The sequence below is a fragment of the Burkholderia sp. BCC1998 genome (assembly GCF_905339875.1).
Taxonomy (GTDB): Bacteria; Pseudomonadota; Gammaproteobacteria; order Burkholderiales; family Burkholderiaceae; genus Burkholderia.
In genome coordinates this window covers 1-21,996 of record NZ_CAJPHE010000027.1, presented here as the reverse complement: position 1 = coordinate 21,996, position 21,996 = coordinate 1, and the positions used below count along the sequence as shown (strand labels likewise).

Annotated in this window: 21 protein-coding genes and 1 pseudogene; 11 read left to right on the top strand and 11 right to left on the bottom strand. The window is 67.8% G+C overall.

The genetic code is table 11. The features are described from left to right. Positions 1 to 8: 8 nt before the first annotated feature. The 5 genes from U5A56_RS32085 (at position 9) to U5A56_RS32065 (ending at position 4,897) form a co-directional block, all read left to right on the top strand. Positions 9 to 1,040 (top strand): phosphotransferase, encoded by a 1,032-nt coding sequence (locus U5A56_RS32085; protein ID WP_321926518.1) that lies wholly within the window; start codon positions 9 to 11, stop codon positions 1,038 to 1,040. Positions 1,041 to 1,098: 58 nt separating this feature from the next. Next, positions 1,099 to 1,863: an SDR family oxidoreductase gene (locus U5A56_RS32080; RefSeq protein ID WP_044848813.1), complete on the top strand. Its 765-nt coding sequence runs from the start codon at positions 1,099 to 1,101 to the stop codon at positions 1,861 to 1,863. A 7-nt stretch (positions 1,864 to 1,870) separates the two neighbouring features. Then, the gene (locus U5A56_RS32075) at positions 1,871 to 2,629 is read left to right on the top strand and encodes a glucose 1-dehydrogenase (protein ID WP_321926516.1); all 759 of its coding nucleotides are present in this window, start codon (positions 1,871 to 1,873) and stop codon (positions 2,627 to 2,629) included. 38 nt (positions 2,630 to 2,667) lie between these two features. Next, a complete protein-coding gene (locus tag U5A56_RS32070) occupies positions 2,668 to 3,912 on the top strand; it encodes an acyl-CoA dehydrogenase family protein (RefSeq protein WP_044848815.1) in 1,245 nt (414 codons plus the stop codon). Between the two features lie 79 nt (positions 3,913 to 3,991). After that, the gene (locus U5A56_RS32065; protein ID WP_321810580.1) at positions 3,992 to 4,897 is read left to right on the top strand and encodes a LysR family transcriptional regulator; all 906 of its coding nucleotides are present in this window, start codon (positions 3,992 to 3,994) and stop codon (positions 4,895 to 4,897) included. A gap of 45 nt (positions 4,898 to 4,942) precedes the next feature. Here the strand turns inward: U5A56_RS32065 and U5A56_RS32060 are convergent, their stop codons facing one another. The 5 genes from U5A56_RS32060 to U5A56_RS32040 form a co-directional block, all read right to left on the bottom strand. Further along, positions 4,943 to 6,070: a molecular chaperone DnaJ gene (locus U5A56_RS32060; RefSeq protein ID WP_321926513.1), complete on the bottom strand. Its 1,128-nt coding sequence runs from the start codon at positions 6,068 to 6,070 to the stop codon at positions 4,943 to 4,945. A gap of 124 nt (positions 6,071 to 6,194) precedes the next feature. Continuing rightward, the gene (locus U5A56_RS32055) at positions 6,195 to 8,561 is read right to left on the bottom strand and encodes a DNA polymerase II (protein ID WP_124487115.1); all 2,367 of its coding nucleotides are present in this window, start codon (positions 8,559 to 8,561) and stop codon (positions 6,195 to 6,197) included. A 251-nt stretch (positions 8,562 to 8,812) separates the two neighbouring features. Continuing rightward, positions 8,813 to 10,417 carry an EAL domain-containing protein gene (locus tag U5A56_RS32050; RefSeq protein WP_321926511.1) on the bottom strand — a complete coding sequence of 535 codons (1,605 nt, stop codon included), beginning with the start codon at positions 10,415 to 10,417 and terminating at the stop codon, positions 8,813 to 8,815. A 468-nt stretch (positions 10,418 to 10,885) separates the two neighbouring features. Continuing rightward, positions 10,886 to 11,185 (bottom strand): hypothetical protein, encoded by a 300-nt coding sequence (locus U5A56_RS32045; protein ID WP_321926606.1) that lies wholly within the window; start codon positions 11,183 to 11,185, stop codon positions 10,886 to 10,888. 166 nt (positions 11,186 to 11,351) lie between these two features. Further along, positions 11,352 to 11,549, bottom strand: coding sequence for a hypothetical protein (locus U5A56_RS32040; protein ID WP_135800955.1), 198 nt, complete (start codon positions 11,547 to 11,549; stop codon positions 11,352 to 11,354). A 30-nt stretch (positions 11,550 to 11,579) separates the two neighbouring features. Here U5A56_RS32040 and U5A56_RS32035 point away from each other — a divergent pair, with 30 nt between their 5' ends. Together U5A56_RS32035 and U5A56_RS32030 are read left to right on the top strand one after the other, a co-directional pair. Beyond that, positions 11,580 to 11,870: a transcriptional regulator gene (locus U5A56_RS32035; protein WP_321926509.1), complete on the top strand. Its 291-nt coding sequence runs from the start codon at positions 11,580 to 11,582 to the stop codon at positions 11,868 to 11,870. Positions 11,871 to 11,949: 79 nt separating this feature from the next. Next, positions 11,950 to 12,201 (top strand): energy transducer TonB, encoded by a 252-nt coding sequence (locus U5A56_RS32030; RefSeq protein ID WP_124487111.1) that lies wholly within the window; start codon positions 11,950 to 11,952, stop codon positions 12,199 to 12,201. 7 nt (positions 12,202 to 12,208) lie between these two features. Here the strand turns inward: U5A56_RS32030 and U5A56_RS32025 are convergent. The 3 genes and pseudogenes from U5A56_RS32025 to U5A56_RS32015 all read right to left on the bottom strand — a co-directional run. Beyond that, positions 12,209 to 12,395 (bottom strand): annotated as a pseudogene (locus U5A56_RS32025) (hypothetical protein); the annotation flags it as partial. A 149-nt stretch (positions 12,396 to 12,544) separates the two neighbouring features. Further along, complete coding sequence (locus U5A56_RS32020; protein WP_044845476.1) at positions 12,545 to 12,979, bottom strand: hypothetical protein; 435 nt, start codon at positions 12,977 to 12,979, stop codon at positions 12,545 to 12,547. Between the two features lie 323 nt (positions 12,980 to 13,302). Next, positions 13,303 to 14,661: an NAD(P)/FAD-dependent oxidoreductase gene (locus U5A56_RS32015; protein ID WP_321926507.1), complete on the bottom strand. Its 1,359-nt coding sequence runs from the start codon at positions 14,659 to 14,661 to the stop codon at positions 13,303 to 13,305. A 100-nt stretch (positions 14,662 to 14,761) separates the two neighbouring features. Between U5A56_RS32015 and U5A56_RS32010 the strand changes: the two genes are divergently transcribed. Next, positions 14,762 to 15,715: a LysR family transcriptional regulator gene (locus U5A56_RS32010; protein ID WP_044845474.1), complete on the top strand. Its 954-nt coding sequence runs from the start codon at positions 14,762 to 14,764 to the stop codon at positions 15,713 to 15,715. A 38-nt stretch (positions 15,716 to 15,753) separates the two neighbouring features. Here U5A56_RS32010 and U5A56_RS32005 read toward each other — a convergent pair whose 3' ends face one another. Further along, the gene (locus tag U5A56_RS32005; protein WP_321926505.1) at positions 15,754 to 15,987 is read right to left on the bottom strand and encodes a hypothetical protein; all 234 of its coding nucleotides are present in this window, start codon (positions 15,985 to 15,987) and stop codon (positions 15,754 to 15,756) included. A 192-nt stretch (positions 15,988 to 16,179) separates the two neighbouring features. On the opposite strand from U5A56_RS32005, the gene U5A56_RS32000 reads away from it, so the two are divergent. Further along, entirely contained in the window at positions 16,180 to 17,085 is a 906-nt protein-coding gene (locus U5A56_RS32000; RefSeq protein WP_124667405.1) for an AraC family transcriptional regulator, read from the top strand. Between the two features lie 295 nt (positions 17,086 to 17,380). Next, positions 17,381 to 18,268 (top strand): NAD(P)H-binding protein, encoded by an 888-nt coding sequence (locus U5A56_RS31995; protein ID WP_321926605.1) that lies wholly within the window; start codon positions 17,381 to 17,383, stop codon positions 18,266 to 18,268. A gap of 27 nt (positions 18,269 to 18,295) precedes the next feature. Here U5A56_RS31995 and U5A56_RS31990 read toward each other — a convergent pair whose 3' ends face one another. Together U5A56_RS31990 and U5A56_RS31985 are read right to left on the bottom strand one after the other, a co-directional pair. Then, positions 18,296 to 19,498 carry a benzoate/H(+) symporter BenE family transporter gene (locus U5A56_RS31990; RefSeq protein ID WP_321926502.1) on the bottom strand — a complete coding sequence of 401 codons (1,203 nt, stop codon included), beginning with the start codon at positions 19,496 to 19,498 and terminating at the stop codon, positions 18,296 to 18,298. Positions 19,499 to 19,725: 227 nt separating this feature from the next. After that, the gene (locus U5A56_RS31985; RefSeq protein WP_321926500.1) at positions 19,726 to 20,751 is read right to left on the bottom strand and encodes a fatty acid desaturase; all 1,026 of its coding nucleotides are present in this window, start codon (positions 20,749 to 20,751) and stop codon (positions 19,726 to 19,728) included. 346 nt (positions 20,752 to 21,097) lie between these two features. On the opposite strand from U5A56_RS31985, the gene U5A56_RS31980 reads away from it, so the two are divergent. Then, a complete protein-coding gene (locus U5A56_RS31980; protein WP_321926498.1) occupies positions 21,098 to 21,922 on the top strand; it encodes a phosphate/phosphite/phosphonate ABC transporter substrate-binding protein in 825 nt (274 codons plus the stop codon). Positions 21,923 to 21,996: the final 74 nt, after the last annotated feature.

The following is a 21,996-nucleotide window of genomic DNA, read 5'->3' as shown; positions in this document are numbered from 1 at the left end:
TCGCGACGATGACGAATCCTTCCCAGCCCCTCGACGTAGCCCGCCTCACGCGCTATCTGGAAGCGCACGTGCGGGGTTTCGAAGGCCCGCTCGACATGGAGAAGTTTGCCGGCGGCCAGTCGAACCCGACCTTCCTGCTGCACGCGAAGAGCGGCCGCTACGTGCTGCGCCGCCAGCCGCCCGGCGAGCTGCTGAAATCCGCGCATGCGGTCGACCGCGAATTCCGCGTGCTGAGTGCGCTGTCGGGCACCGCGGTGCCGGTCGCGCATCCGTATCACCTCTGCGAAGACCGCGACGTGATCGGCAGCCTGTTCTACGTGATGAGCTTCGAGGACGGCCGGATCTTCTGGGATCCGGCGCTGCCGGAGCTGCCGAAGGCCGAGCGCGCGACCTGCTACGACGCGCTGCTGCGCACGATGGCCGCGCTGCACGACGTGGACGTCGACGCGGTGGGCCTTGCCGACTACGGCCGCCCCGGCAACTACTTCGAGCGCCAGATCGGCGTCTGGACGAAGCAGTATCGCGCGGCGGAAACCGAGCGCCTCGACGCGATGGAGACGCTGATCGACTGGCTGCCGAAGGCGTGCCCGGCGGACACCGGCCGGCCCGCGCTGGTGCACGGCGATTTCCGGATCGACAACCTGATGTTCGCGCGCGACGGCTATCGCGTGCAGGCCGTGCTCGACTGGGAACTGTCGACGCTCGGCAACCCGCTCGCCGATCTCGCGTATTTCTGCATGTGCCTGCGGCTGCCGTCGGGCGGCCAGGTGCGCGGGCTCGCGGGCCAGGATCGTGCGGAACTCGGCATTCCTGACGAAGCGGCGATCGTCGCGCGCTATTGCGAGCTGCGCGGCATCGAGCCGATCCGCGACTGGCATTTCTATCTCGCGTTCAGTTTCTTCCGGCTCGCGGCGATCGCGCAGGGCGTGAAGGCGCGCGCGCTGCAGGGCAACGCGTCGAGCGAGCAGGCGCTGCGCGTCGGCGCGATGGCCGGCCGGCTGGCCGAGATGGCCGTCGACGTGATCGACGCGCAGCGCTGAAATCGCGGGCTTCGCCGCGCGGCGACACGACAACACATCAATGGAGGAGCACAGCAACATGGCAACGAATCTGTTCGACCTGACGGGCAAGATCGCGCTGGTGACGGGCGCGAGCCGCGGCATCGGCGAGGAAATCGCGAAGCTGCTCGCGCAGCAGGGCGCGCACGTAATCGTGTCGAGCCGCAAGCTCGACGACTGCCAGGCGGTGGCGGACGAAATCGTCGCGGCGGGCGGCCGCGCGGAAGCGCTGGCGTGCCACGTCGGGCGGCTGGAGGACATCGCCGCGACGTTCGAGACGATCCGCGGCAAGCACGGCCGGCTCGACATCCTCGTGAACAACGCGGCTGCGAATCCGTATTTCGGGCACATCCTCGACACCGATCTCGCCGCGTACGAAAAGACGGTCGACGTGAACATCCGCGGCTACTTCTTCATGTCGGTCGAGGCCGGCAAGCTGATGAAGGCGCAGGGCGGCGGCGCGATCGTCAACACCGCGTCGGTGAATGCGCTGCAGCCGGGCGACCGGCAAGGCATCTACTCGATCACGAAGGCCGCGGTCGTCAACATGACGAAGGCGTTCGCGAAGGAGTGCGGGCCGTTCGGCATCCGCGTGAACGCGCTGCTGCCGGGCCTGACGAAGACGAAGTTCGCGGGCGCGCTGTTCGCCGACAAGGACATCTACGAAACCTGGATGACGAAGATCCCGCTGCGCCGCCACGCGGAGCCGCGCGAGATGGCCGGCACGGTGCTGTATCTCGTGTCCGATGCGGCGAGCTACACGAACGGCGAATGCATCGTCGTCGACGGCGGCCTGACGATCTGAGCGCGCGATGAAAATCGACAGCTATGCCGGGCAGAGCGTGATGATCACCGGCGCCGCGAGCGGCTTCGGTGCGCTGCTCGCGAGCGAGCTGGCCGCGATGGGCGCGCGGCTCGCGCTCGGCGACCTGAACGAAGCGGCGCTCGAACGTGTGGCCGCGGGGCTGCGCGCAGCCGGCGCCGACGTGATCGCGCAGCGCTGCGACGTGCGCGTCGAAGCCGACGTCGCGTTGCTGGTCCAGGCGGCGGTCGCGGGCTTCGAACGGCTCGACGTCGGCATCAACAATGCCGGCATCGCCCCGCCGATGAAGGCGCTGATCGATACCGACGAAGCCGATCTCGACCTGAGCTTCGCGGTGAACGCGAAGGGCGTGTTCTTCGCGATGAAGCACCAGATTCGCCAGATGCTCGCGCAACGCGAAGGCGTGATCCTGAACGTCGCGTCGATGGCCGGGCTCGGCGGCGCGCCGAAGCTGGCCGCCTATGCGGCGTCGAAACACGCGGTGGTCGGGCTCACCAAGACGGCCGCGCTTGAATACGCGCGCCACGGCATTCGCGTGAACGCGGTGTGCCCGTTCTACAGCGCGACGCCGATGGTCACCGACAGCGACCTCGGCGAGCGCCAGGACTTTCTCGCGCAGGGCTCGCCGATGAAGCGGCTCGGCCGCCCCGAGGAAATCGTCGCGACGATGCTCACGCTGTGCGCGAAGGAAAACACCTATCTGACCGGGCAGGCCGTCGCCGTCGACGGCGGTGTCTCGGCCTTCTGAACCGAACGAACGGAAACCGGAATCTCGAGGAGTCGATCATGGACTTTGGCTACACCCCGAAAGTGGAAGAACTGCGCGAACGCGTGCGCGCGTTCATGGACGCGCACATCGTGCCGCGCATTCGTCAGTGGAACGAAGAAGTGCATGCGGGGCAGTATCCCGTGTCGTTCATGGAGGCGCTGAAGGAGCGCGCGAAGGCCGAAGGCCTGTGGAACCTGTTCCTGCCGCACCTGAAGGCCGACGAGCCGGGCACGGCCCTGACGAACCTCGAATACGCGCCGCTCGCCGAGATCATGGGGCGCGTGAGCTGGGCGTCGGAGGTGTTCAACTGCAACGCGCCGGACACCGGCAACATGGAACTGCTGCACATGTTCGCGACGCCCGAGCAGCGCGAACAGTGGCTGCTGCCGCTCTTGCGCGGCGAGATCCGTTCGGCGTTCGCGATGACGGAGCCCGACGTCGCATCGTCGGACGCGACCAACATCACGACGCGCATCGAGCGCGTGGGCGACGAATACGTAATCAACGGCCGCAAGTGGTTCATCACGAACGCCGCGCACCCGAACTGCAAGATCTTCATCGTGATGGGCAAGACCGATCCCGAAGCGGAATCGCACCAGCAGCAGAGCATGATCCTCGTGCCGCGCGACACGCCGGGCGTGACGATCGTGCGCAACATCACGGTGGTCAATCACTACGCGCCCGAAGGGCACTGCGAGATCACGTTCGACAACGTGCGCGTGCCGGCGCGCAACCTGCTCGGCGAGGAAGGCAGCGGCTTCGCGCTCGCGCAGGCGCGCCTCGGGCCGGGCCGCATCCACCACTGCATGCGTTCGATCGGCGCGGCCGAGCTCGCGCTGGAACTGATGATCGACCGCGCGCAGTCGCGCGAGGCCTTCGGCAAGCCGCTGAACCGGCACGGCACGATCGGCGAATGGATCGCGCGTTCGCGCATCGAGATCGACCAGGCGCGCCTCCTGGTTCTGAAGGCCGCGTGGATGATCGACAAGGTCGGCGCGAAGGCGGCGCGCAAGGAAATCTCGATGATCAAGGCGCTCGTGCCGACCGTCTACACGAACGTGTGCGACCGCGCGATGCAGGTGTTCGGCGCGGCGGGCCTGAGCCCCGACACGCCGCTCGCCGACCTGTGGACCTGGGGCCGCGCGCTGCGCTTCGCCGACGGTCCGGACGAGGTGCACCTGCAGGCGATCGCGCGCATGGAGATCAAGGACGCCGTGCGCGGCTCGACCGAACCGTACCTGACGCGGCCGCCGCGCGGTTGAGCGGCGCACCGCGCGAGCCAGCGACGTGGGCGAACGGGAGACGCACGCCGTATTAAGATGCCGGCAAGGAGATCCGGCGATGCGCCTTTCGAAGATTGATCTGAACCTGTTCGTCGTATTCGAGGCGATCTACAACAAGCGCAACCTGACGCGCGCGGCCGAGGTGCTGAACCTCACGCAGCCGGCCGTCAGCAACGCGCTGGCGCGGCTGCGCAAGACGCTGAACGATCCGCTGTTCGTCAGCACGCCGGCCGGGATGATGCCGACGCCGCTGGCCGAGAACATCGTCGGCCGCGTACGCGAGGCGCTGCAGCTGCTCGATTCGAGCGCGCACGAAGGCGACGTGTTCGATCCCGCTTCGTCCGAGCGCGTGTTCCGGTTGAGCATGAGCGACCTGACCGAAGCGCTGCTGCTGCCGGCCCTCGGCGAACTGCTGCAGACGCATGCGCCCGGCATGCACGTGCGCAGCTACACGATGGACCGCCGCGAAGTGGCGACCGCGCTCGCGAACGGCTCCGTCGACATCGCGATCGACGCGCCGCTGATCGGCGATCCGCACCTGCACCAGGCGCTGCTCGTGCGCGACCGCTACGCGTGCATGATCCGCGACGACCACCCGTTCAAGGGCGACACGCTGACCCTGGACGACTACCTGTCGATGGGGCACATCCACGTGTCGAGCCGCCGCAAGGGCAGCGGGCACGTCGATGCCGAACTGACGCGGCTCGGGCTGCGCCGCAACATCCAGATGCGCGTGCAGCACTACATGGTCGCGCCGCTGATCGCGATGCGCGGCGACCTCGCGCTGACGGCGCCGCTGAGGCTGCTGCAGCGCTATCCGGCGCGGATTCTCGAACTGCCGTTCGAGATGCCGGGGCTCGAATATTTCTGCTACTGGCATCGCAGCGCCGATCAGGATCAGGGCAGCCAGTGGCTGCGCGAGCAGCTGATGATGCTGATGGGCGGGATCGGCGAGTCGCCGTGACGTGACGACGCGTGCGCGCCGCGCGCCGGCCCACGCCGGCTTCGCTCAAAACGAATCGTCGTCGAAGCGCGACGATACCGGCCGGCGTTTCATGTCCTTCAACCAGTCCCTGACGTAGTCCGGATCCTCGAACTCGCGCAGCGCGATGGTCAGGTCCTGGTTGCCGCGCTGCATGCCGGCGATGTCGCGCGCGAGCATGCGGATCACCGTATCGGGCGCGATCTTGACGGACGACGCGATGCCGTATGTGCGCCGAAAATCGTTCTCGACGTGCCGGATCTCCTGATCGAGCTCGCGCAGCTGTTCCTCCAGGATGCCGTTGTAGCGCGTGAGCCGTGCTTCGCTCAGGCCGTCGATCGCGCGTCGGTCGATCTGTTCGATCTCCAGCTGCAGTTCCAGCAGTTGCAGCAGATTGCCTTTCGCATACGCGTGGTTGACCCGCTGCATCAGCACGGTCTTGCGCTGCTGTTCCTGCGGATCGGTTTCGCGATCGGGATGCAGCGCGCTGGCCAGCTTGCGAAAGATCTCTCGGATCGACTTGCTCGATTCGGCCTGCTCGGCCTCGCGCTTCGCCTGCGCGGCCGACTGCTTCGGCGCTTTCTTGCGCTTCGCGCGCTGGGCCTCGCGTGCCGCGTGAGCGGCCATGTCTCGCTCGAACTGGGCGTCGAGTTCGGCCTGCATGCGCTCGGCGAGCTCGTCGGGTGACAGCGTGTCGAGATCGTCGGCCGGCTCCGTGGCGGGCATCGGCTGCGGCTCCCGCTTCATCGGCTCGGGATCGGCCACGGCGCTGCCGGCGTCGTCGGATGCGCGATGGCGGTTGTAAATGACCTTCAGCGCCGCGTCGTCGCTGACGTTCAGCAAGTCGCGCGCCATGTCGGCGATCAGGTCGGACAGCATGCGCTGCTCGGCCTTGCTCAGGCCTTTCTGCAGGAACGCATCGTCGAGCAGATGGATCAGCCTGATCCGCAGCGCGGTCGCTTCCTGTTCGAGCGGCAACAGCCCGTCGACGAATTTCTTCTGGAAGGCCGACGTGACGGCTTCCCATGCGCCCAGACGCTCGCGCCGCTTTTCGATGTGCTTGACGAGCGTATTGAAGGTTTGCTGGGCTTTGGACAGGCTGGCTGTCTCGTGACCGGGCGCGATGGCGACCGCGGCACCGCGACGTGCGGTCATGATGAAGGTCCTCCGGCCGCGGCGGAAGGCGCGGCAGGCCGGTATTTTAGCCGGCATCGCCGGGTCCGGTGGCGAGACGCTCGGCTCGGGCAGCCGTGCTCGCCGCGCATCGCTAGACGGTTACTCAGAACAATTGCCCCTGCCCCGAAATCACGCGTTCGAAATCGTCGCGCAGGAACGGCAGGATCGCATCGGCGACCGGCTGCAGCTGGCGGCTCACGTAGAACGCGTAGTCGATCGGCGAGCGCATCGTTTCGAGCGGTTCGGGGCCGGCCGTCGTCATCACGTAGCTGATCCAGCCGCCGCGCTGATACTGCAGCGGCCTGCCGCGCGCCTGGTTGAATTCGTCGGCGATCCGCGCGGCGCGCACGTGCGGCGGCACGTTGCGCTGATATTCGCTCAACGGCCGGCGCACGCGCTTGCGATAGATCAGTTGCGCATCGTATTCGCCGGCGAGCGTGCGCCGCACGTAGTCGCGAATGAAATCCTGGTACGGCTCGCGCTTGAACACCCGCCGGTAGAGTTCGCGCTGGAATGCCTGCGCGAGCGGCGTCCAGTCGGTGCGCACCGTTTCGAGCCCCTTGAACACGAGGTCCTCGCCGCCGTCCGCCGCGCGCGCGAGGCCCGCATAGCGCTTCTTGCTGCCTTCTTCCGCGCCGCGCACGGTCGGCATCAGGAAGCGCCGGTAATGCCGCTCGTACTGCAGTTCGAGCGCGCTTTCGAGCCCGAAGCGATCGCGCAGGTGCGCCTGCCACCAGCGGTTCACGTGCTCGACGAGCGCGCGGCCCTTCGCGCCGGCCGCGTCGTCGTCGTGTTCGCGCCCGAGCCACACGAACGTCGAATCGGTATCGCCGTAGATGACTTCGTAACCCTGCGCCTCGATCAGTTCGCGCGTGCGGTGCATGATCTCGTGGCCGCGCATCGTGATCGACGACGCGAGGCGCGGATCGAAGAACCGGCAGCCCGTCGAGCCGAGCACGCCGTAGAACGAATTCATGATGATCTTCAGCGCCTGCGACAACGGCGCGTTGCGCTGGCGTTTCGCTTCGTCGCGGCCTTCCGACACGCGCCGCACGATGTCGGGCAGGCAATGCGCGGTGCGCGAGAAGCGCGCGCCGAGAAAGCCGGGCACCGACGTGTCGTCGCCCGGATGCGCGAGCCCTTCGATCAGCCCGGCCGGATCGATCAGGAACGTGCGGATGATCGACGGATAAAGGCTCTTGTAGTCGAACACGAGCACCGAGTCGTACAGGCCGGGTCGCGAATCCATCACGAAGCCGCCGGGACTGTTCTGGCCGGTCACGTCGCCGAGGTTCGGCGCGACGTAGCCGAGCCGGTGCATGCGCGGCAGGTACAGGTGCGTGAACGCGGCGACCGAGCCGCCGGTGCGATCGGCCGCGAGGCCCGTGACGGTCGCGCGTTCGAGCGCGAAGGACAGCAGGTCGGCCTTGTCGAAGATGCGCGTGACGAGTTCGCAGTCCTTCAGGTTGTAGTGCGCGAGCGCGGGCTTGTCGTGATCGAAGCGGCGCTGGATCTCGTCCATCCGCTGATACGGATTGTCGATCGACTTGCCTTCGCCGAGCAGCGACTGCGATACGTATTCGAGGCTGAACGACGGGAACGTCCACGTCGCCGATTTCAGCATGTCGATGCCGTCGAGGATCAGGCGGCCGGCCGCGCCCGCGAAGAAATGGTCGGGCTGCTGCCCGTGCGCGCGCCATTCGAGCACGCTGCCGCCGCGCCCGAGCTTCAGCGGCACGCCGTATTGCTCCGCGTGCGCATGCAGGATGCGCAGGTCGAACTGCACGAGGTTCCAGCCGATCACCGCATCGGGATCGTGTTCGTCGAACCAGTCGTTGAGCCGCGCGAGCATGTCGGGCCGGCTGTCGCAGTAGTCGAGCTTGAAGTCCGCGGCGCGCGCGTCGCCGTTCGGCGGGCCGAGCATGTAGACCTGCCGCTGCCCGCAGCCTTCGAGCGCGATCGAATACAGCTCGCCGTGGACGCTCGTCTCGATGTCGAGCGATACGCAGCGCAGCGCGGGACGATAGCCGGTCGCGGGCTTCAGTTCGCCGTCGGTCAGCGTGCCGTCGCGGCCGGCCGTGCCGCGAAACTGCACGGGCGCCGTGATGAAGCGCTCCATCGTATAGCGGTCGGGCGGCTGCACGTCGGCTTCGTAGACGTCGACGCCGGCCGCGGCGAGGCGTTTCTGGAGTCCGGACAAATGGCGGTAGCGGCGGCAGTAGAGGCCGGCCACCGCGCGCTGGCGGAAGTCGCGCAGCGCGAGCGGGCGCAGTTCGGCATCGCGCTCGCCGGCCAGCGTGCGTTCGGCGAGCGCCCGCTGCTCGGCCGGCACGAACGCGACGGCTTCCTGCGGGCGCAGCCGCACGCGGCGCGGACCGTGTTCGGTTGCCAGCCAGAACTCGATCTCGATGCCGGACGCGGTGTCCCGCCAGTGGCGGGTGAGGATGAAACCCTGCTCGAACGCAGTCAAAACACTTGCTCGTCGTGGATGCCCAGGCGGCGGATTTTAGCGCTTCTCGCGCGGTTCCCGCCGAAGCGGCGCCGCTGGCATCGGGTGGCAGGACGCGGCGCCGGATCCGCCACGTGGTGCGCGTGGCATCGACCGCGTGAAGCAATCGGCGTCGCGCGCAGGCCGGATGACGTTCGGGCGGTACGCATTCGTCGGTCGAGCGCGCGAGCGCGTCGGCCGGCAGCTGCGGCAGCGGTGCCGCAGCGCAGGCCCTAGGCCGGCATCGGCGCGAATTCCCGTTTCAGGTCTTCCGGTCGCTGCGGTCGCTGGTACAGATAGCCCTGCGCATACTGAATCCCGACCGCTTGCAGCGCGCGATGCTGCTCTTCCGTCTCCACGCCCTCCGCAATGATCTTCAGGCCGTAGTGGTGCGCGACGGCGGCGATCCCTTCGATCAGTTTCGCGTTGCCCGTCGTCAGCCGGGAGATGAACTGTCGATCGATCTTCACGTAGTCGAACGGAAAGCGCGACAGCATGTCGAGGTTGCTGTGGTGCGTGCCGAAGTCGTCGATCGCGAACTTCGCGCCTTTCGCGCGCAGCGTGGCGAACATCTCGGTGGTGCGCGGATTCTTCTCGAGCAGGATGCGCTCGGTGACTTCGAGCACCAGCGTGCAGCCCGGCGGAAGCCGGCGGATCGCGTCTTCGACGACGGACACGAAGCGCGCGCGTTCGAGATCCTTCGGCGCGACGTTGATCGCGACATGCAGCGGCATCGACGGCGCGAGCGCGGACAGTTCCGAGATGGCCGTGCGCAGCACGAATTCGGTCACCTTCGGCAGGATCGTGCTCGATTCCACCTGCGGGACGAACACCGCCGGACTGATGGGCCCCCATTTCGGATGCTGCCAGCGCAGCAGCGCCTCGACGCCGACGGTCCTGCGCGTTTCGACATCGACGATAGTCTGATAGACGACATGAAACTCGTTGCGCTTCAGCGCATTGCGAACGGCCTTCAGCAACAGCCGGCGCGGCGCCATCGCGAGCAGGTACGCGGCCGCGACGAGGCCGTTGACCAGCAGCGCGATCGTCACGCAGATCAGTCCGTAGCGCCGCTGCACCTGCGAAACGTAGGGTTCCGACGAGGTGACGGAGACCGTGAACGGCCAGGCGCTCGACGCGATCGTGCTGCCGGTGGGCGGCGCCGCGCCGAACGGCGGCACGAACGCGCCATGCTGATCGATGCTTCCGGCGCCTTCGATCGACAGCGTGGCCGTTTCCGCCCCGAAGCGGGTGCCGTGCGCGAGCATGTCCGCCAGATAGTCGCCTTCGACCACATAGAGGACGCCGGATTCGGGCGCGGTCGCACGAAACGCCGTCAGCACCGGAACGCGATGCTGAAACGGCGTTTGCCGAAGCAGCGTGATGGCCGTCATCCCCGGCTCGGGCGCGCGAATGTATGCGGCGAGCGGGACGTCGATCGCGCCCAGTGCCGACGAGCATGTGACGCGACCGTCGTTCGCCAGCCCGACGGCCCGAAGATAGCGCAGGTGAGTGCCTACTTCGGCGAGCGTCCGGAAGATCGTCATGCAGGGTCGCCCGACCAGCGCGTCCAGCTCGGCCGGGTGACGCGAGCGAATCCCGTCGAGAATGCGGTCGACCGATATCACGATGTCGTTCGCGACGACGCGTTCGTGCTGCGCGATCGCGTCGCGTGCCAGGCGCCCGGCAACGACGAGCGCGACCACGAACACGAGGATGCAGACGATCAGGGCAAACGGGAAAACGACGTGCGGCCACGCGCCGCTGCGCTGGAATGCGGGCTTCGTGGGCAGTGCGGGCGCGGCAGGTCCTCGGGTCGTACTTGTTGTTGTACGCATGAGAATGCAGATCGAACCGGTCGATGGTTAGACGCGATGCGTTCGCCGTGCCTGGCCGGGGCACCGCGGCTCGCGCCGATATCGGGACGCAAAGCGATTCTACGCTCGCGAAACGCACGAAGCGGCATCGCGGCGGGGCGCTGGATTCGAGGCGCTTCTCCGTAACATACCCCGACCACGCATGTATATCGGTATCGCACACGAAAAAAAACCGGCCGCATCGGTGAGCGGCCGGGACAGAAGACACCTTCTCTTGGCACGAGGATGGTGCGCGGCAAGTATAAGGCGTGCAGCCCTCGATTACGAAATATTGATATTCAAAAATCGCGTAATTTCTTAATTGATGCTTGCGGGGAAATATTTGCATCGCGCGTCATCTCCGGCGATCCAGGCATCGGCGCGCCTTGAACGAGGTCCAGCCCGCGTGCTGCGGGCTGTTCCAGCGCGTGCATCGGCGACAGCAGCGCTTCAGAAATCGTCGCGCATCTTGTGGAGCAGGTCGCGGGGAGATTGATGCGTGTCCACGGCGGTGAGGACGTCGGTCAGGAACCACGGCAGGTTCAGCTGCGTGTCGGAATCGCCGACGCACACGCGAATCGGCGGCGCTTTTGATGCAGCGCGGGAGCCGGGCGCCGTGCCGGCGGACGTGGAGGACGGTACGCAGTTTTTCGCTTGCTGCGGGACCGGCGACGCGGCGCTGCCGGCGAGTGCCGGCAAGCTGGCGGCGGCAAGCAGGATCACGAGGGCGAACGGGGCGGCGCGTTTCATGTGAATCTCCGGCGATGCACGTTCGACACCGTCGGCGAATCCTAGTTCGGCGTCGTCGGGGGGATTGGCTTTCAGCGTTCCGGCCCCGTGCGCGACGACATGTGCATGCCGAAGCGACCGCGCGGCTGCCGCGCCGGTTCGAGCTCGCCCGCACCGGATCGATCGTTCAAACGTCAAGAATCGTTTGGATCTCCGGCAGACGCTTGCGGTGCGGAATGCGCTCCTTTATCGTGCCGCCACGACGGCGCCGATACAGGGCGTCGAGCCAGTTCGCAAAGGAGCATTCGTCATTACCGCATTCAATCGTCGCACGCATGTTCGTGCCTTTCTCGTCGCATCGGTCGCGTATCTCAACCTGGCTCATCCCGCGTCGGCGGCCTACACGGAATCGTGGATGAGCGATCACGACGTCAACGCGTACGCGCAGCAGGTCAAGCATCCGCCCGTGGCGGCGAGCAGCGCGGCGGCCGTGAAGCCGGGGCGGCAAACCGTTCGTTCGCAATCACAGTCGCAGTCGAAGGCGCCGGTCGCGGCGCATGCCGGCGCGAAACCTGCGCCGAACGCACACGCGGCTCCCGCGAAGACCGGCAAGGTGCAACATGCGGCCGGCGCCGAGCCGAAGGCGCATGTCGCCGCGAAGCCGAAGGCCGCGCCGGCACACATGAGCACAGCCGCCCGGCATTGACGTGGCGCGCACAGCAGCGTGCGTCGTCCATCGATGCACGCGGCGATAACCGTAGCATTCGACGATCGGGGAGAACTCCATGTCGCTGATGGATCGCCTGTTGTCACGCGGCGTGCAGACTCCCGCGTCGAGAAGGCGCGTGATCGTGCGGGTCTGGCTCGACGAGCAGGGGCGCGTCCGCGATCTCAAGGTCAGGCGCAGCTGCGGCGACCCCGCGCTCGACACGAAAGCGCTGCACGCGATCGCCGTGATGCGCTTCCCCGGCGGTCACCTCGGCTCCGGCGGGAAATCGGCCAAGCGCTGGCACGATCTCGATTACCCGGTGGACTGACGGCGCGTCACGGACCCCGTAACGGCGCTTCAATTCCGCGTACCGCGTAGTCGTAGAAGCGACTGCCCGCGGCGATCTTCGCGCCGTCGCACGCCGCCTGGAATTCCATCTCGCGCTCGTTGTACAAGCATCATCTTCACGATGAGCCGCGAGCCATTGCGATACGCGTCCCATCGCATGTTCGCGGCCATCGCCGACATCCGGTCGCCGGGCAGGATCGGTCGAGCCTGGAAGTGTTGCAGGCCGCCTTGACGGCGGAATGTCGGAATTCGGTCGGGCAATCGTCGGCATCGCGCCGGATCGCGACCGGCCTGCGCGAGCCGGCCCGTATGCGGTGCTCGGCTCAGTGCACGCCTGCCGATGCGATCGAGCGCATCGTGTCGGTGATGCGCACGCAACGCGACAGGCCGAACGTCTCGGCTTCGCGGCGTTCCGGTTCGCTGCTCGCGACGGCCACCGCGCGCTCGGGCGGCACGCCCAGCGCTTGCAGCGCGACGTCGAACGGATGCTGATTTGCTACGGAGTCCTGCTGATTTGCGTCGGTCACGACGACCGAGAAGCGGTCGAGGTTCGCGCGGCCGAACTGGCCTTCGAACATGTCGCTGAGCCGGGCGGCCGGCAGCGTCGTGACGAGACCGAGTCGATATCCTTGCTCCGACGCGCTGTCGAGCCACTGGATGATCGCATCGCGCTGGTTGCGCGATTCGTGCGAATCCGGTGTCGCTTCGATCTGCGCGAATGCGGCGTCGAGACGGGTGACGATGGCTTCGATGACCACGGTGATTCCTCTCCTGAGACGTGACGGTCCGTTCGCGGACGGGAATGCCCGACACCTTAGCGTCGATCCGGAAATTGCTACCAATTAATATTTATAGCCGACTCATAGGGTTTGACTGATGAATCGAGCGGCGAGCCAGTACCGGCGCGGGATGCACGCGATCCATGTGTTCGGGACGAATGGCATCGTATCGATGGCGTTCGATGTGACGCCCCCGACGCATGCGCGATATGAATGCACCGGGTGTGTGCACACGAAAAAACGGCGTATCGGGCGAGGTGCGCCCGATACGCCGTCTTGCGATGCCGCGTGGCCGTCGACGCTCAGTGCAGCTTGATCGACGGCTGGTTGCGGCTTTGCAGCCAGTGGCTCAGCGACTGGAACAGCGCGCGCTTCAGTCCGTACACGCTGAACAGGTGCTTGCGGTACAGGAACTTGTACAGCCCGATCGCGGCGAGCCCGTCGACGATCAGCGAGCGCGAACGCACGCCGAGGTCGGCCTGATAGACGGCACCTGCCTGGCCGAGCGACACGACGGTGCCCGCGTCGCGGAACGTGAAGCCCGCCACCGGCTTGCCGGCGAGGCGCCGCGCGAGCGCTTCGCCCAGGTACACGGCCTGCTGGTGCGCGACCTGCGCGCGCGGCGGCAGGAAGCCGCCCGCGTCGGCCGACGGGCACGCGGCGCAGTCGCCGAACGCGTACACGTGCGGATCGTCGGGCGTCTGCAGCGTCTCGGTCACGATCACCTGGTTCGACCGGTTGAGCGCGATGTCGCCGAGTTCCCGCAGCATCGCGGGGCCCGCGACGCCGGCCGCCCAGATCGTGATGTCGCTCGCGAGCCGCTCGCCGGCCGCGGTCGTGACCGCGTCCGCGCCGACCTCCGCGACGCGCGTGTCCGTCAGCACGTCGACATTCAGCGTGCGCAGTTGCGCGTGCATCTTGGCCGACAGCCTTGCGTCGAGCGCCGGCAGGATGCGCGGGCCGCCTTCGATCAGCCGGATGTGCACGTCGCGTGCGGACACCAGCGCCTTGAAGCGATACGTCGTCAGCTGCTGGATCGCATGGCGCAGCGCGGCGGCCAGTTCGACGCCCGTCGCGCCCGCGCCGATCACGTTGATGCAGATCGGCGCGGCGCTGCGCGCCGGCTGCTGCTCGGCCAGGTGGTTCGCCTTCGTGCACGCGGCGAGGAACTTGCGGCGGAAGTCCTCGGCCTGGTCGAGGTTTTCGAGCGGCAACGCGTGGCGCGCGGCGCCCGGCACGTTGAAGAAATTCGTCACGCTGCCGACGGCCAGCACCAGATCGTCGTAGCCGAGCTCGCGCTGCGGCAGGATCTCCGTGCCGTCCGCGTCCTGCACCGCGGCGATCGTCGCCGTGCGTGCCGCGCGGTCGACCCGCTGCAGCGCGCCCTGCACGAAGCGGAAGCCGTGGCGCTTCGCCTGCGCCGCGTATTCGATCGTGTGCGAGGCCGGATCGCGATGGCCGGACGCGGCTTCGTGCAGCAGCGGCTTCCAGAAGTGCGTCGGGTAGCGGTCGACGAGCACGACGTCGGCTTGCCCGCGGCGGCCGACCGTGTCGCCGAGGCGCGTGGCGAGCTGCAGGCCGCCGGCGCCGCCGCCGACGATCACGATGCGCGGCACGCGCGGTGCGCGATCCGTTGCAAGGGTAGGCGTGATGGTGTCCATGTTGTGGCTCCCGCTGATGACGATTCGGATGACATTGCTCAAGAACCGACGATATAGTTTTGAACCTACGCGAACAATTTAATGTTTATAAGCGACTCATATGTATTCACTTATAGGAAAGACCGCGACGTTCCGGCAGCTGAAGGCGCTGGACATGATTGCGCGGCTCGGCAGCGTGTCGCGCGCGGCCGAGGAGCTGAACCTGACGCAGCCGGCCGTGTCGCTGCAGGTGCGCCTGCTCGAGGAGGCGGTGGGCGCCGCGCTGCTGCAGCGGGTGGGGCGCGGCGTGCAGCTGACCGCCGCCGGTGAAATCGTGTCGCGCTATGCGCGCGAGATCCTGCATCTGTGGAGCGAGGCCGGCGACGAAGTGGCCGCGCTGACGGGCGATCTCGGCGGCACGCTGCGGATCGGCGCGATCACGACGGCCGAGTACCTGATCCCGCCGCTGCTGGTGAAATTCACCGCGACGCGTCCGCACGTGAAGACCTATTTCAAGGTCGGCAATCGCGACGACATCATCCGCATGCTCGCGACGCATGAAATCGATCTCGCGGTGATGGGCAGCGCGCCGAAGGAGCTGCGTACGCACGCGGTCGAATTCGCGAAGCATCCGATGGTGTTCGTCGCGGCGCCCGGCCATCCGCTGATGCAGCGCAAGCGCGTCGCGCTGAAGGATCTCGAATCCGCGCACCTGCTCGTGCGCGAACGCGGCGCGGGCACGCGTTCCACGGTCGAGAGCCTGTTCAAGACGGCCGGCCATCGCTTTCACGTGGGCTCCGAACTGTCGAGCAACGAGGCGATCAAGCAGATGGCCGAAGCGGGGCTCGGCGTCGCGTTCCTTTCGTTGCACGCGTGTGCACTCGAGTTGCGCACCGGGCTGCTCGGGCAGTTGCCGTTTCCGGGTAACCCGATCGAGCGCGAATGGTATGTGGTCACGCTCGCCGACCGGCGGATCTCGCAGGTGACGGGGCTGTTTCGCGATTTCCTGATCAAGCAGGGCGCGCCGGTGATCGACGGCGCGACCGTCGCGCCGCACGAGCGGCGGCGCAAGTAGGCCGACGCGGGCGGCGCGTGTGTCCTGTGTCGCGGCGGTTAAACGATCCCGAAGTCGTCGTTGCTGTCGGGAATCGACGCGAGCAGCCGCTCGAGCCGGTACCAGCCGATCATGCGCAGGCAACGTGCGGCGAGTGTCGCGCGGATACTGCCGGAACGAGGACGGGAAACAGGGCGGGAAGCGGGGCGAGAAGCGCGGCGGGAAGCAACGCAGGTGGCCCCGGACGGCGGCGGCGCGGCGAGCGTCGCGCGAAACGGGCGGCAATCGGGCATGACGGGCTCCGTAGGTGTCGGATGAGGCGATCGTAGGCGTGTCGGCGCTTGCCGGCGCGCAGGCGCGGATCGGCTTGAGCAGAAACGGATGATCTTTTTCCGCGCGCTGCGGGAACGGGCGTTCAGGCCCGGCAAGCACCGCGGAAAAGCGTCACAATGCGCGTTCGACACCCGATCTGGTGGAGGGGAACCATGAGCGATCCGATTCTCGCCGCGCCGACCGACAACGGCGTGCCGGTCAGCCTGCGCTCCAGCCGCGGGCTCGGCTGGCGCGGCTTCGGCGCGTCGCTGCTGGAGATTCGCGCGGGCACGTACCGGATTCCGGCCGCCGAGCATCACCGCATCGGCGTGCATATCGGTTCGCCCGTGCGCGCGGATTGTGTGTGCGACGGCGAACGCGTGTCGCGCATCCAGGCGCACGGCGACGTCGACGTGATTCCCGCCGGCTTGCCGGGCCGGTGGACCGACAGCGCCGACTGCCGGATCCTGCACATCGCGCTCAGCGACACGTTCGTGCGGCGCACGTTCGAGCAACTCGAACTGAAGCCGTCGCAGGCGCAGATCCGCCGGCGGCTGCAGGTGCGCGATCCGCGCCTGCAGCACATCGCGTGGGCGATGGCCGCCGAACTCGAGGCGGAAGACGCGTCGGACCCGCTCTATGCGGAGAGCCTGTGCACGGCGCTCGTCGCGCGGCTGGTCGACAGCCAGCCGGCGTTCCGCGAGCGCCGGCGTACGCTTGCGCCGAAGGCGGCGGCCCGCGTGATCGACTATGTCGAGGCGAACCTCGAGCGACGCATGACGCTCGCCGAACTCGCGGCGCTCGTGTCGATCAGCGTGCCGCATTTCAAGGTGCTGTTTCGCGAGACGCTCGGGATGCCGGTGCATCAGTACGTGGTGCGGCGGCGGGTCGAGCGTGCGAAGGCGTTGCTGCTCGAAGGCCGGCTCAGCATCAGCCAGATCGCGCTCGAAGCCGGGTTTGCGCATCAGAGCCACATGGCGAACTGGATGAATCGCGTGCTGGGCGCGACGCCGACGGAGATCGCGCGGTCAGGGGCGCGGGGTGGGCTGAGGCTCGCTTATGACGGCGACGACCGTTGATCGAGCGCGGTGGCTCAATGTCCGCGCGTGCGCGACGACGATCGGTGAGTGCTCGATTCGTCACGCGCAGACAATGCTTCGTTTCGACTGCATGAGCGTGGCTGGCAGCACCATGCGAGCCTCGACCGCAAGCGTTCGACACCGTGTCGTACAACGTCCGGTTCCTGCCATGCAGCGGACAAATCCGGCACGCACCTGATCCGTCATCCTTTCCTGTTCGCGTCATCCGTCCGTGCGCGTCACGTTGGCGATGCGCACCGACAATCACATCACCTTCATCCCCCAGGAGCGGATCGTGTTCGTGATTTTCGGCGCATCAGGCAACGTCGGACTGTCGACTGCAACGACCCTGCGTCAGGCAGGCCATCCCGTGCGCGCGGTGCTGCGCGACGCACGCCGGCGCGATCGTTTCGCGCAACTCGGCTGCGACGTCGCGATTGCCGACCTGACCGACGCACGCGCGGTTGCGGCGGCGCTCGATGGCGCGCAAGCCGTGCAGATGCTGTGTCCGGTGCCGGTCGCGGACAGCGACCCCGCGGCAACGATGGAGCGGACGATCGACATCGTGACCGGCGCGCTTGCCGCGAATCCGCCGCCGGCGCTGCTCGCGCTGTCGGACTACGGCGCGGAGCGTGAAGGCAACACGGGCATCACGCGGCTCTTTCATCGTCTGGAAGAAGCGGTGAAGACGGTTCCGACGCGGCTCACGCTGCTGCGCTCGGCCGAGCACCTGCAGAACTGGACGCGCGTGTTGCCTGTCGCGCTCGCAACCGGTGTGCTGCCGAGCTTTCACCATCCGGTCGACAAGGCGTTTCCGACGGTCTGGGCGCCCGATGTGGGTGTCGCGGCGGCGCGGTTGCTGCTCGATTCCGCCGAAACCGGCAACGGGCCGCGTATCGTCAGCATCGAAGGGCCGCAGCGCGCGAGCGTGCGGGACATCGCGGATACGCTCGGCGCGGCGGCCGACCGCGAGATCGTCGCGCGCGAACTGCCGCGCGACGCATGGACCGCGACGCTGTTGCGCGCGGGGCTCAGCGAACGGCATGCGCAATTGATCGTCGATCTGTACGACGTGCACAACGCAGGACAGATCGATGTCGAGGCAGGCGTGTCGGAGCGGGTGTACGGCACGACGACACTGGCGGAGGCGCTCGCGACGCTGGTGCGCGCGCACGCGCGATGAGCGGGGCGGCGGCTGGAAGGATGCGCGTTACGCCTGCCGCCGTGCCCTGCCGGACACCGCATACGCGACCGACCCGATCACGATCCCCCAGAACGCCGATCCGAGCCCGAGCCACGTCATCCCCGAAGCGGTCGCGAGGAACGTGATCACCGACGCTTCGCGATGGGCCTCGTCCTCGAAGATCCCGTGCACGTTCGCGCCGATCGCACCGATCAGCGCGAGCCCCGCGAGGATCGCGACGAACGCCTTCGGCAGCGCGAAGAACAGCGTGACGATGGTGCCGGCAAAGAGCCCGCCGATCAGGTAGATCACGCCGTTCGCGATGCCCGCGATATAACGCCGGTCCGGATCCTCGTGCGCGTCCTTGCCGGTGCACAGCGCCGCGGTGATCGCCGCGACCACGATCGTGATCCCGCCGAAGCACGCGACCGCGAGCGACATCACGCTGGTTGCCGTGATGATCGGCCGCGCGCTCGTGTGGTAGCCCGACACGCGCAGGATCGTCATCCCCGGCAGGAACTGGCCGGTGAGACTGACGACGACGAGCGGCAGCGCGAGGCTGAGCGTCGTGCCGAGCGTCCATTCGGGGGCGATGAAGACCGGCCGCGCGATGCTCGGCGACACGTTGCCGAGATGCGCCATCCCGAGCAGCGTGGCGAGCGCGGCGCCCGTCAGCAGCACGAGCACGATGCTGTAGCGCGGCAGCAGGCGCTTGAAGATCACGTACGCGGCGATCATCCCGAACCCGAGCACCGGCTGCGCGGTCGCGGCGGAGAACGCGCGCATGCCGAACGGCAGCAGGATGCCGGCTATCATCCCGCACGCGATGCCGCGCGGAATATGGCGCACGAGCCGGTCGAAATAGCCGGTGATGCCGATCACGAGAATGATCAGCGCGGCCGTGATGTACGCGCCGACGGCCTGGTTCAGCGTCAGTTGTGGGAAGAGGCCGACGAGCAGCGCGGTGCCGGGCGCCGACCATGCGGTCACGACCGGCACCTTCAGTTTCCAGCTCGCGAACAGCCCCGACACGCCCGCGCCGATCGAGATCGCCCAGACCCACGAAGCCACCATCTCGTTGGACGCATGCGCGGCCTGCGACGCCTGGAAGAAGATCGCGAGCGGGCCCGCGTAGGAAATCAGCACCGCGAGAAAGCCCGCCGTGACCGCGGAGACGGACCAGTCGTTGCCGATCGAGCGGATCGCGCCCGGCGAGGTGTTCGGTTGCATCGTCGTAGGGGAGTGCGGCGCGCGGCCGGGAGGCTGAGCCGGGGCGAATGATTGTTGGAACCCCGGACGAGTCGTCATTCTGGACATTGCCGGCGGAATTGGCAATTCGCCGATGACGCTCGGTGTTGTCGGCTTTTTGTAATGAACGCGCGCCGGGGCGGCTTGGCGCGCGTCGTCGCATCGTCGGATCGGGCGGCTTCACGGCGGAGCGCGGCCCCGCTCGCGCGTCACGTACTGATCTGAAGATACCCGTCGACCGCGGCGACCTTCGCACCGCCGCCCGTCGACAGCGATGCCGTGCCCTGGTCGAACGGGTGCACGGGCGTGTCGGTCGGCGTCCACGCATGGCGCGCCAGCAGTTCGCGATACCCGCCGCGGATCACGAAGCCGCCGCATTTCTCCGCATAGGCGTCGCGCCGCATCCGGTACGCGCGCGGCAGGTCGTACCACGGCAGCCTCGGCAGGTCGTGATGCACGAGGTGGTAGTTGTTGTTCAGGTACAGCAGCCGCATCGCAAAACCGGCCTCGTTGATCGCGATGCGCGCCTTCGGATGCCGCGCGGCGCGGTGCTCGAACAGCGAACGGATCATCGCGAGCGACAGCGCGGGCCACGTCACCGCCAGCAGGTAGTACCACCACGGCACGCCGATCGCCCACTGCAGCCACGCGAGCAGCGCGACCACGCAGGCGGCGTGCGTCGCCCACATCGGCAGATAGCGGAAGTCGCCGCGCCGGAACGCGGCGAACGCGTCGGCGAACATCGCGGCGATGCTCGTCGGCGGCCCGAACACGAGACGTCCGAGGAAGGTGGTGCGCGCAACCGTCAGCGCGCGACGCCAGCGCGGCAGCCGCGCCCACTGCTCGCGCGACACGTAGTTCGTTTCCGGGTCGACGCCCGGCACGGTCAGGTCCTCGTCGCGGTGATGGTCGAGATGCGTGTCGCGATAGAGCGTGTACGGGTACCAGATCGTCAGCGGCGGATAGCCGAGCAGCCGGTTCACGAACGCGGAGCGCGTCGGATGGCCGTGCAGCAGCTCGTGCTGCAGCGACATGTGCCACGCGCCGAGCAGGACCAGCGGCGGCGTCGCGGCCGCGAGCGACAGGCGCTCGGCACGCACGAGCAGCAGCACGGCGAGCCAGCCGCCGTAGATTGCGACGACCAGCAGCCAGGTCGGCCACTCGGTACGGGCAGTGAAGCGGGCGTCGAGCGCGGCGATCGCGCGCGCGTGGTCGACGTCGAAGTATTCGGCCATGGTGCTGGGGCGGATGAAGCGGGTGAAGCCGGTGAAGCGGGCGATATACGGATAACCGGTAGCGGACGATCGCGCCGGTGCGGGCTGCGATGCGGTTGGCCGACAGGTGTCGCGGCTCGCGGTCAGCCGCTGAAGCGGCATGCGACGGCGTCGCGACACTGGAACGCTAACCGGGCCGCGTAGTCAGGCCAACCAAGCAATTCGGATTTGCTTATCGCTGCGCGGCCGATAAGCATTGGCCGCCCCGGCCCCGGCCCCGGCCCCGGCCCCGGCCGCGTGCCGCACCCCGGTGACGCCCGGGCGAACGGGCTTTCTCCAGGGCGCCGCCAATGCGTAGAATGCCCGCATGAGCCAATGGATCGCCGGACTGCCGATGTACAACGTGACGCCGCGCCACGCCGCGCTGTGGCGCGCGCTGCTGCATGACGCGCTCGATGCGTTCGCGCGCGCCGGCGGGCCGGCCGGCGTCGCGTTGCTCGACGAGCCGTTCGGGGATCTGCACGCGCTGTGGCGCCGCAACGACCTGCTGTTGTCGCAGACGTGCGGTTATCCGTACCGGATGCTCGGATTGCGCGATACCGCGCACCTGATCGCGACACCGGCCTTCGATGCCCCCGGCTGCGACGGCGCGCGCTACAGCAGCGTGCTGGTCGCGTCGGCGCGCGTGCATGCGGGCGGCGCGACGACGCTGGCCGCGTGTCGCGGATTGCGAGCCGCCTTCAACGGCGCGGATTCGCACAGCGGGATGAACGCGTTCCGGCACGCGGTCGCGCCGCATGCGCACGACGGACGGTTCTTCGGTTCGGTCGTGTCGTTCGGCTCGCACCTGAACGTGCTGCGCGCGCTGGCGGCAGGCGTTGCCGATTGCGCGGCGATCGATTGCGTGACCTTCGCGTACGTGCGTGACGCGCTGCCCGAGTTGCTGAAAGAGATCCGGATCATCGGCATGACGGCGTCGGCGCCGGGGTTGCCGTTGATCGCGTCGAAAGCGCTGGAAGGGCGGCTCGTGGAGGCGTTGCAGGATGCGCTCGATCACGCGGTCGCGCTCGATCCGGCGCGGGCGAGCGCACTGCGGCTGAAGGGATTCGAGCGCCTGCCGCCGGGCGCGTACGACACGATTGCCGGGTTCGCGCGGGACGCGGCCGCGCACGGGTATCCCGAGCTGGCGTGATGCGGTGGCGGGGGGGGCGGGGGCCCCCCCCCCCCCCCCCGCCCGCCAAAGGACACCACCCGCCCGATTACCCC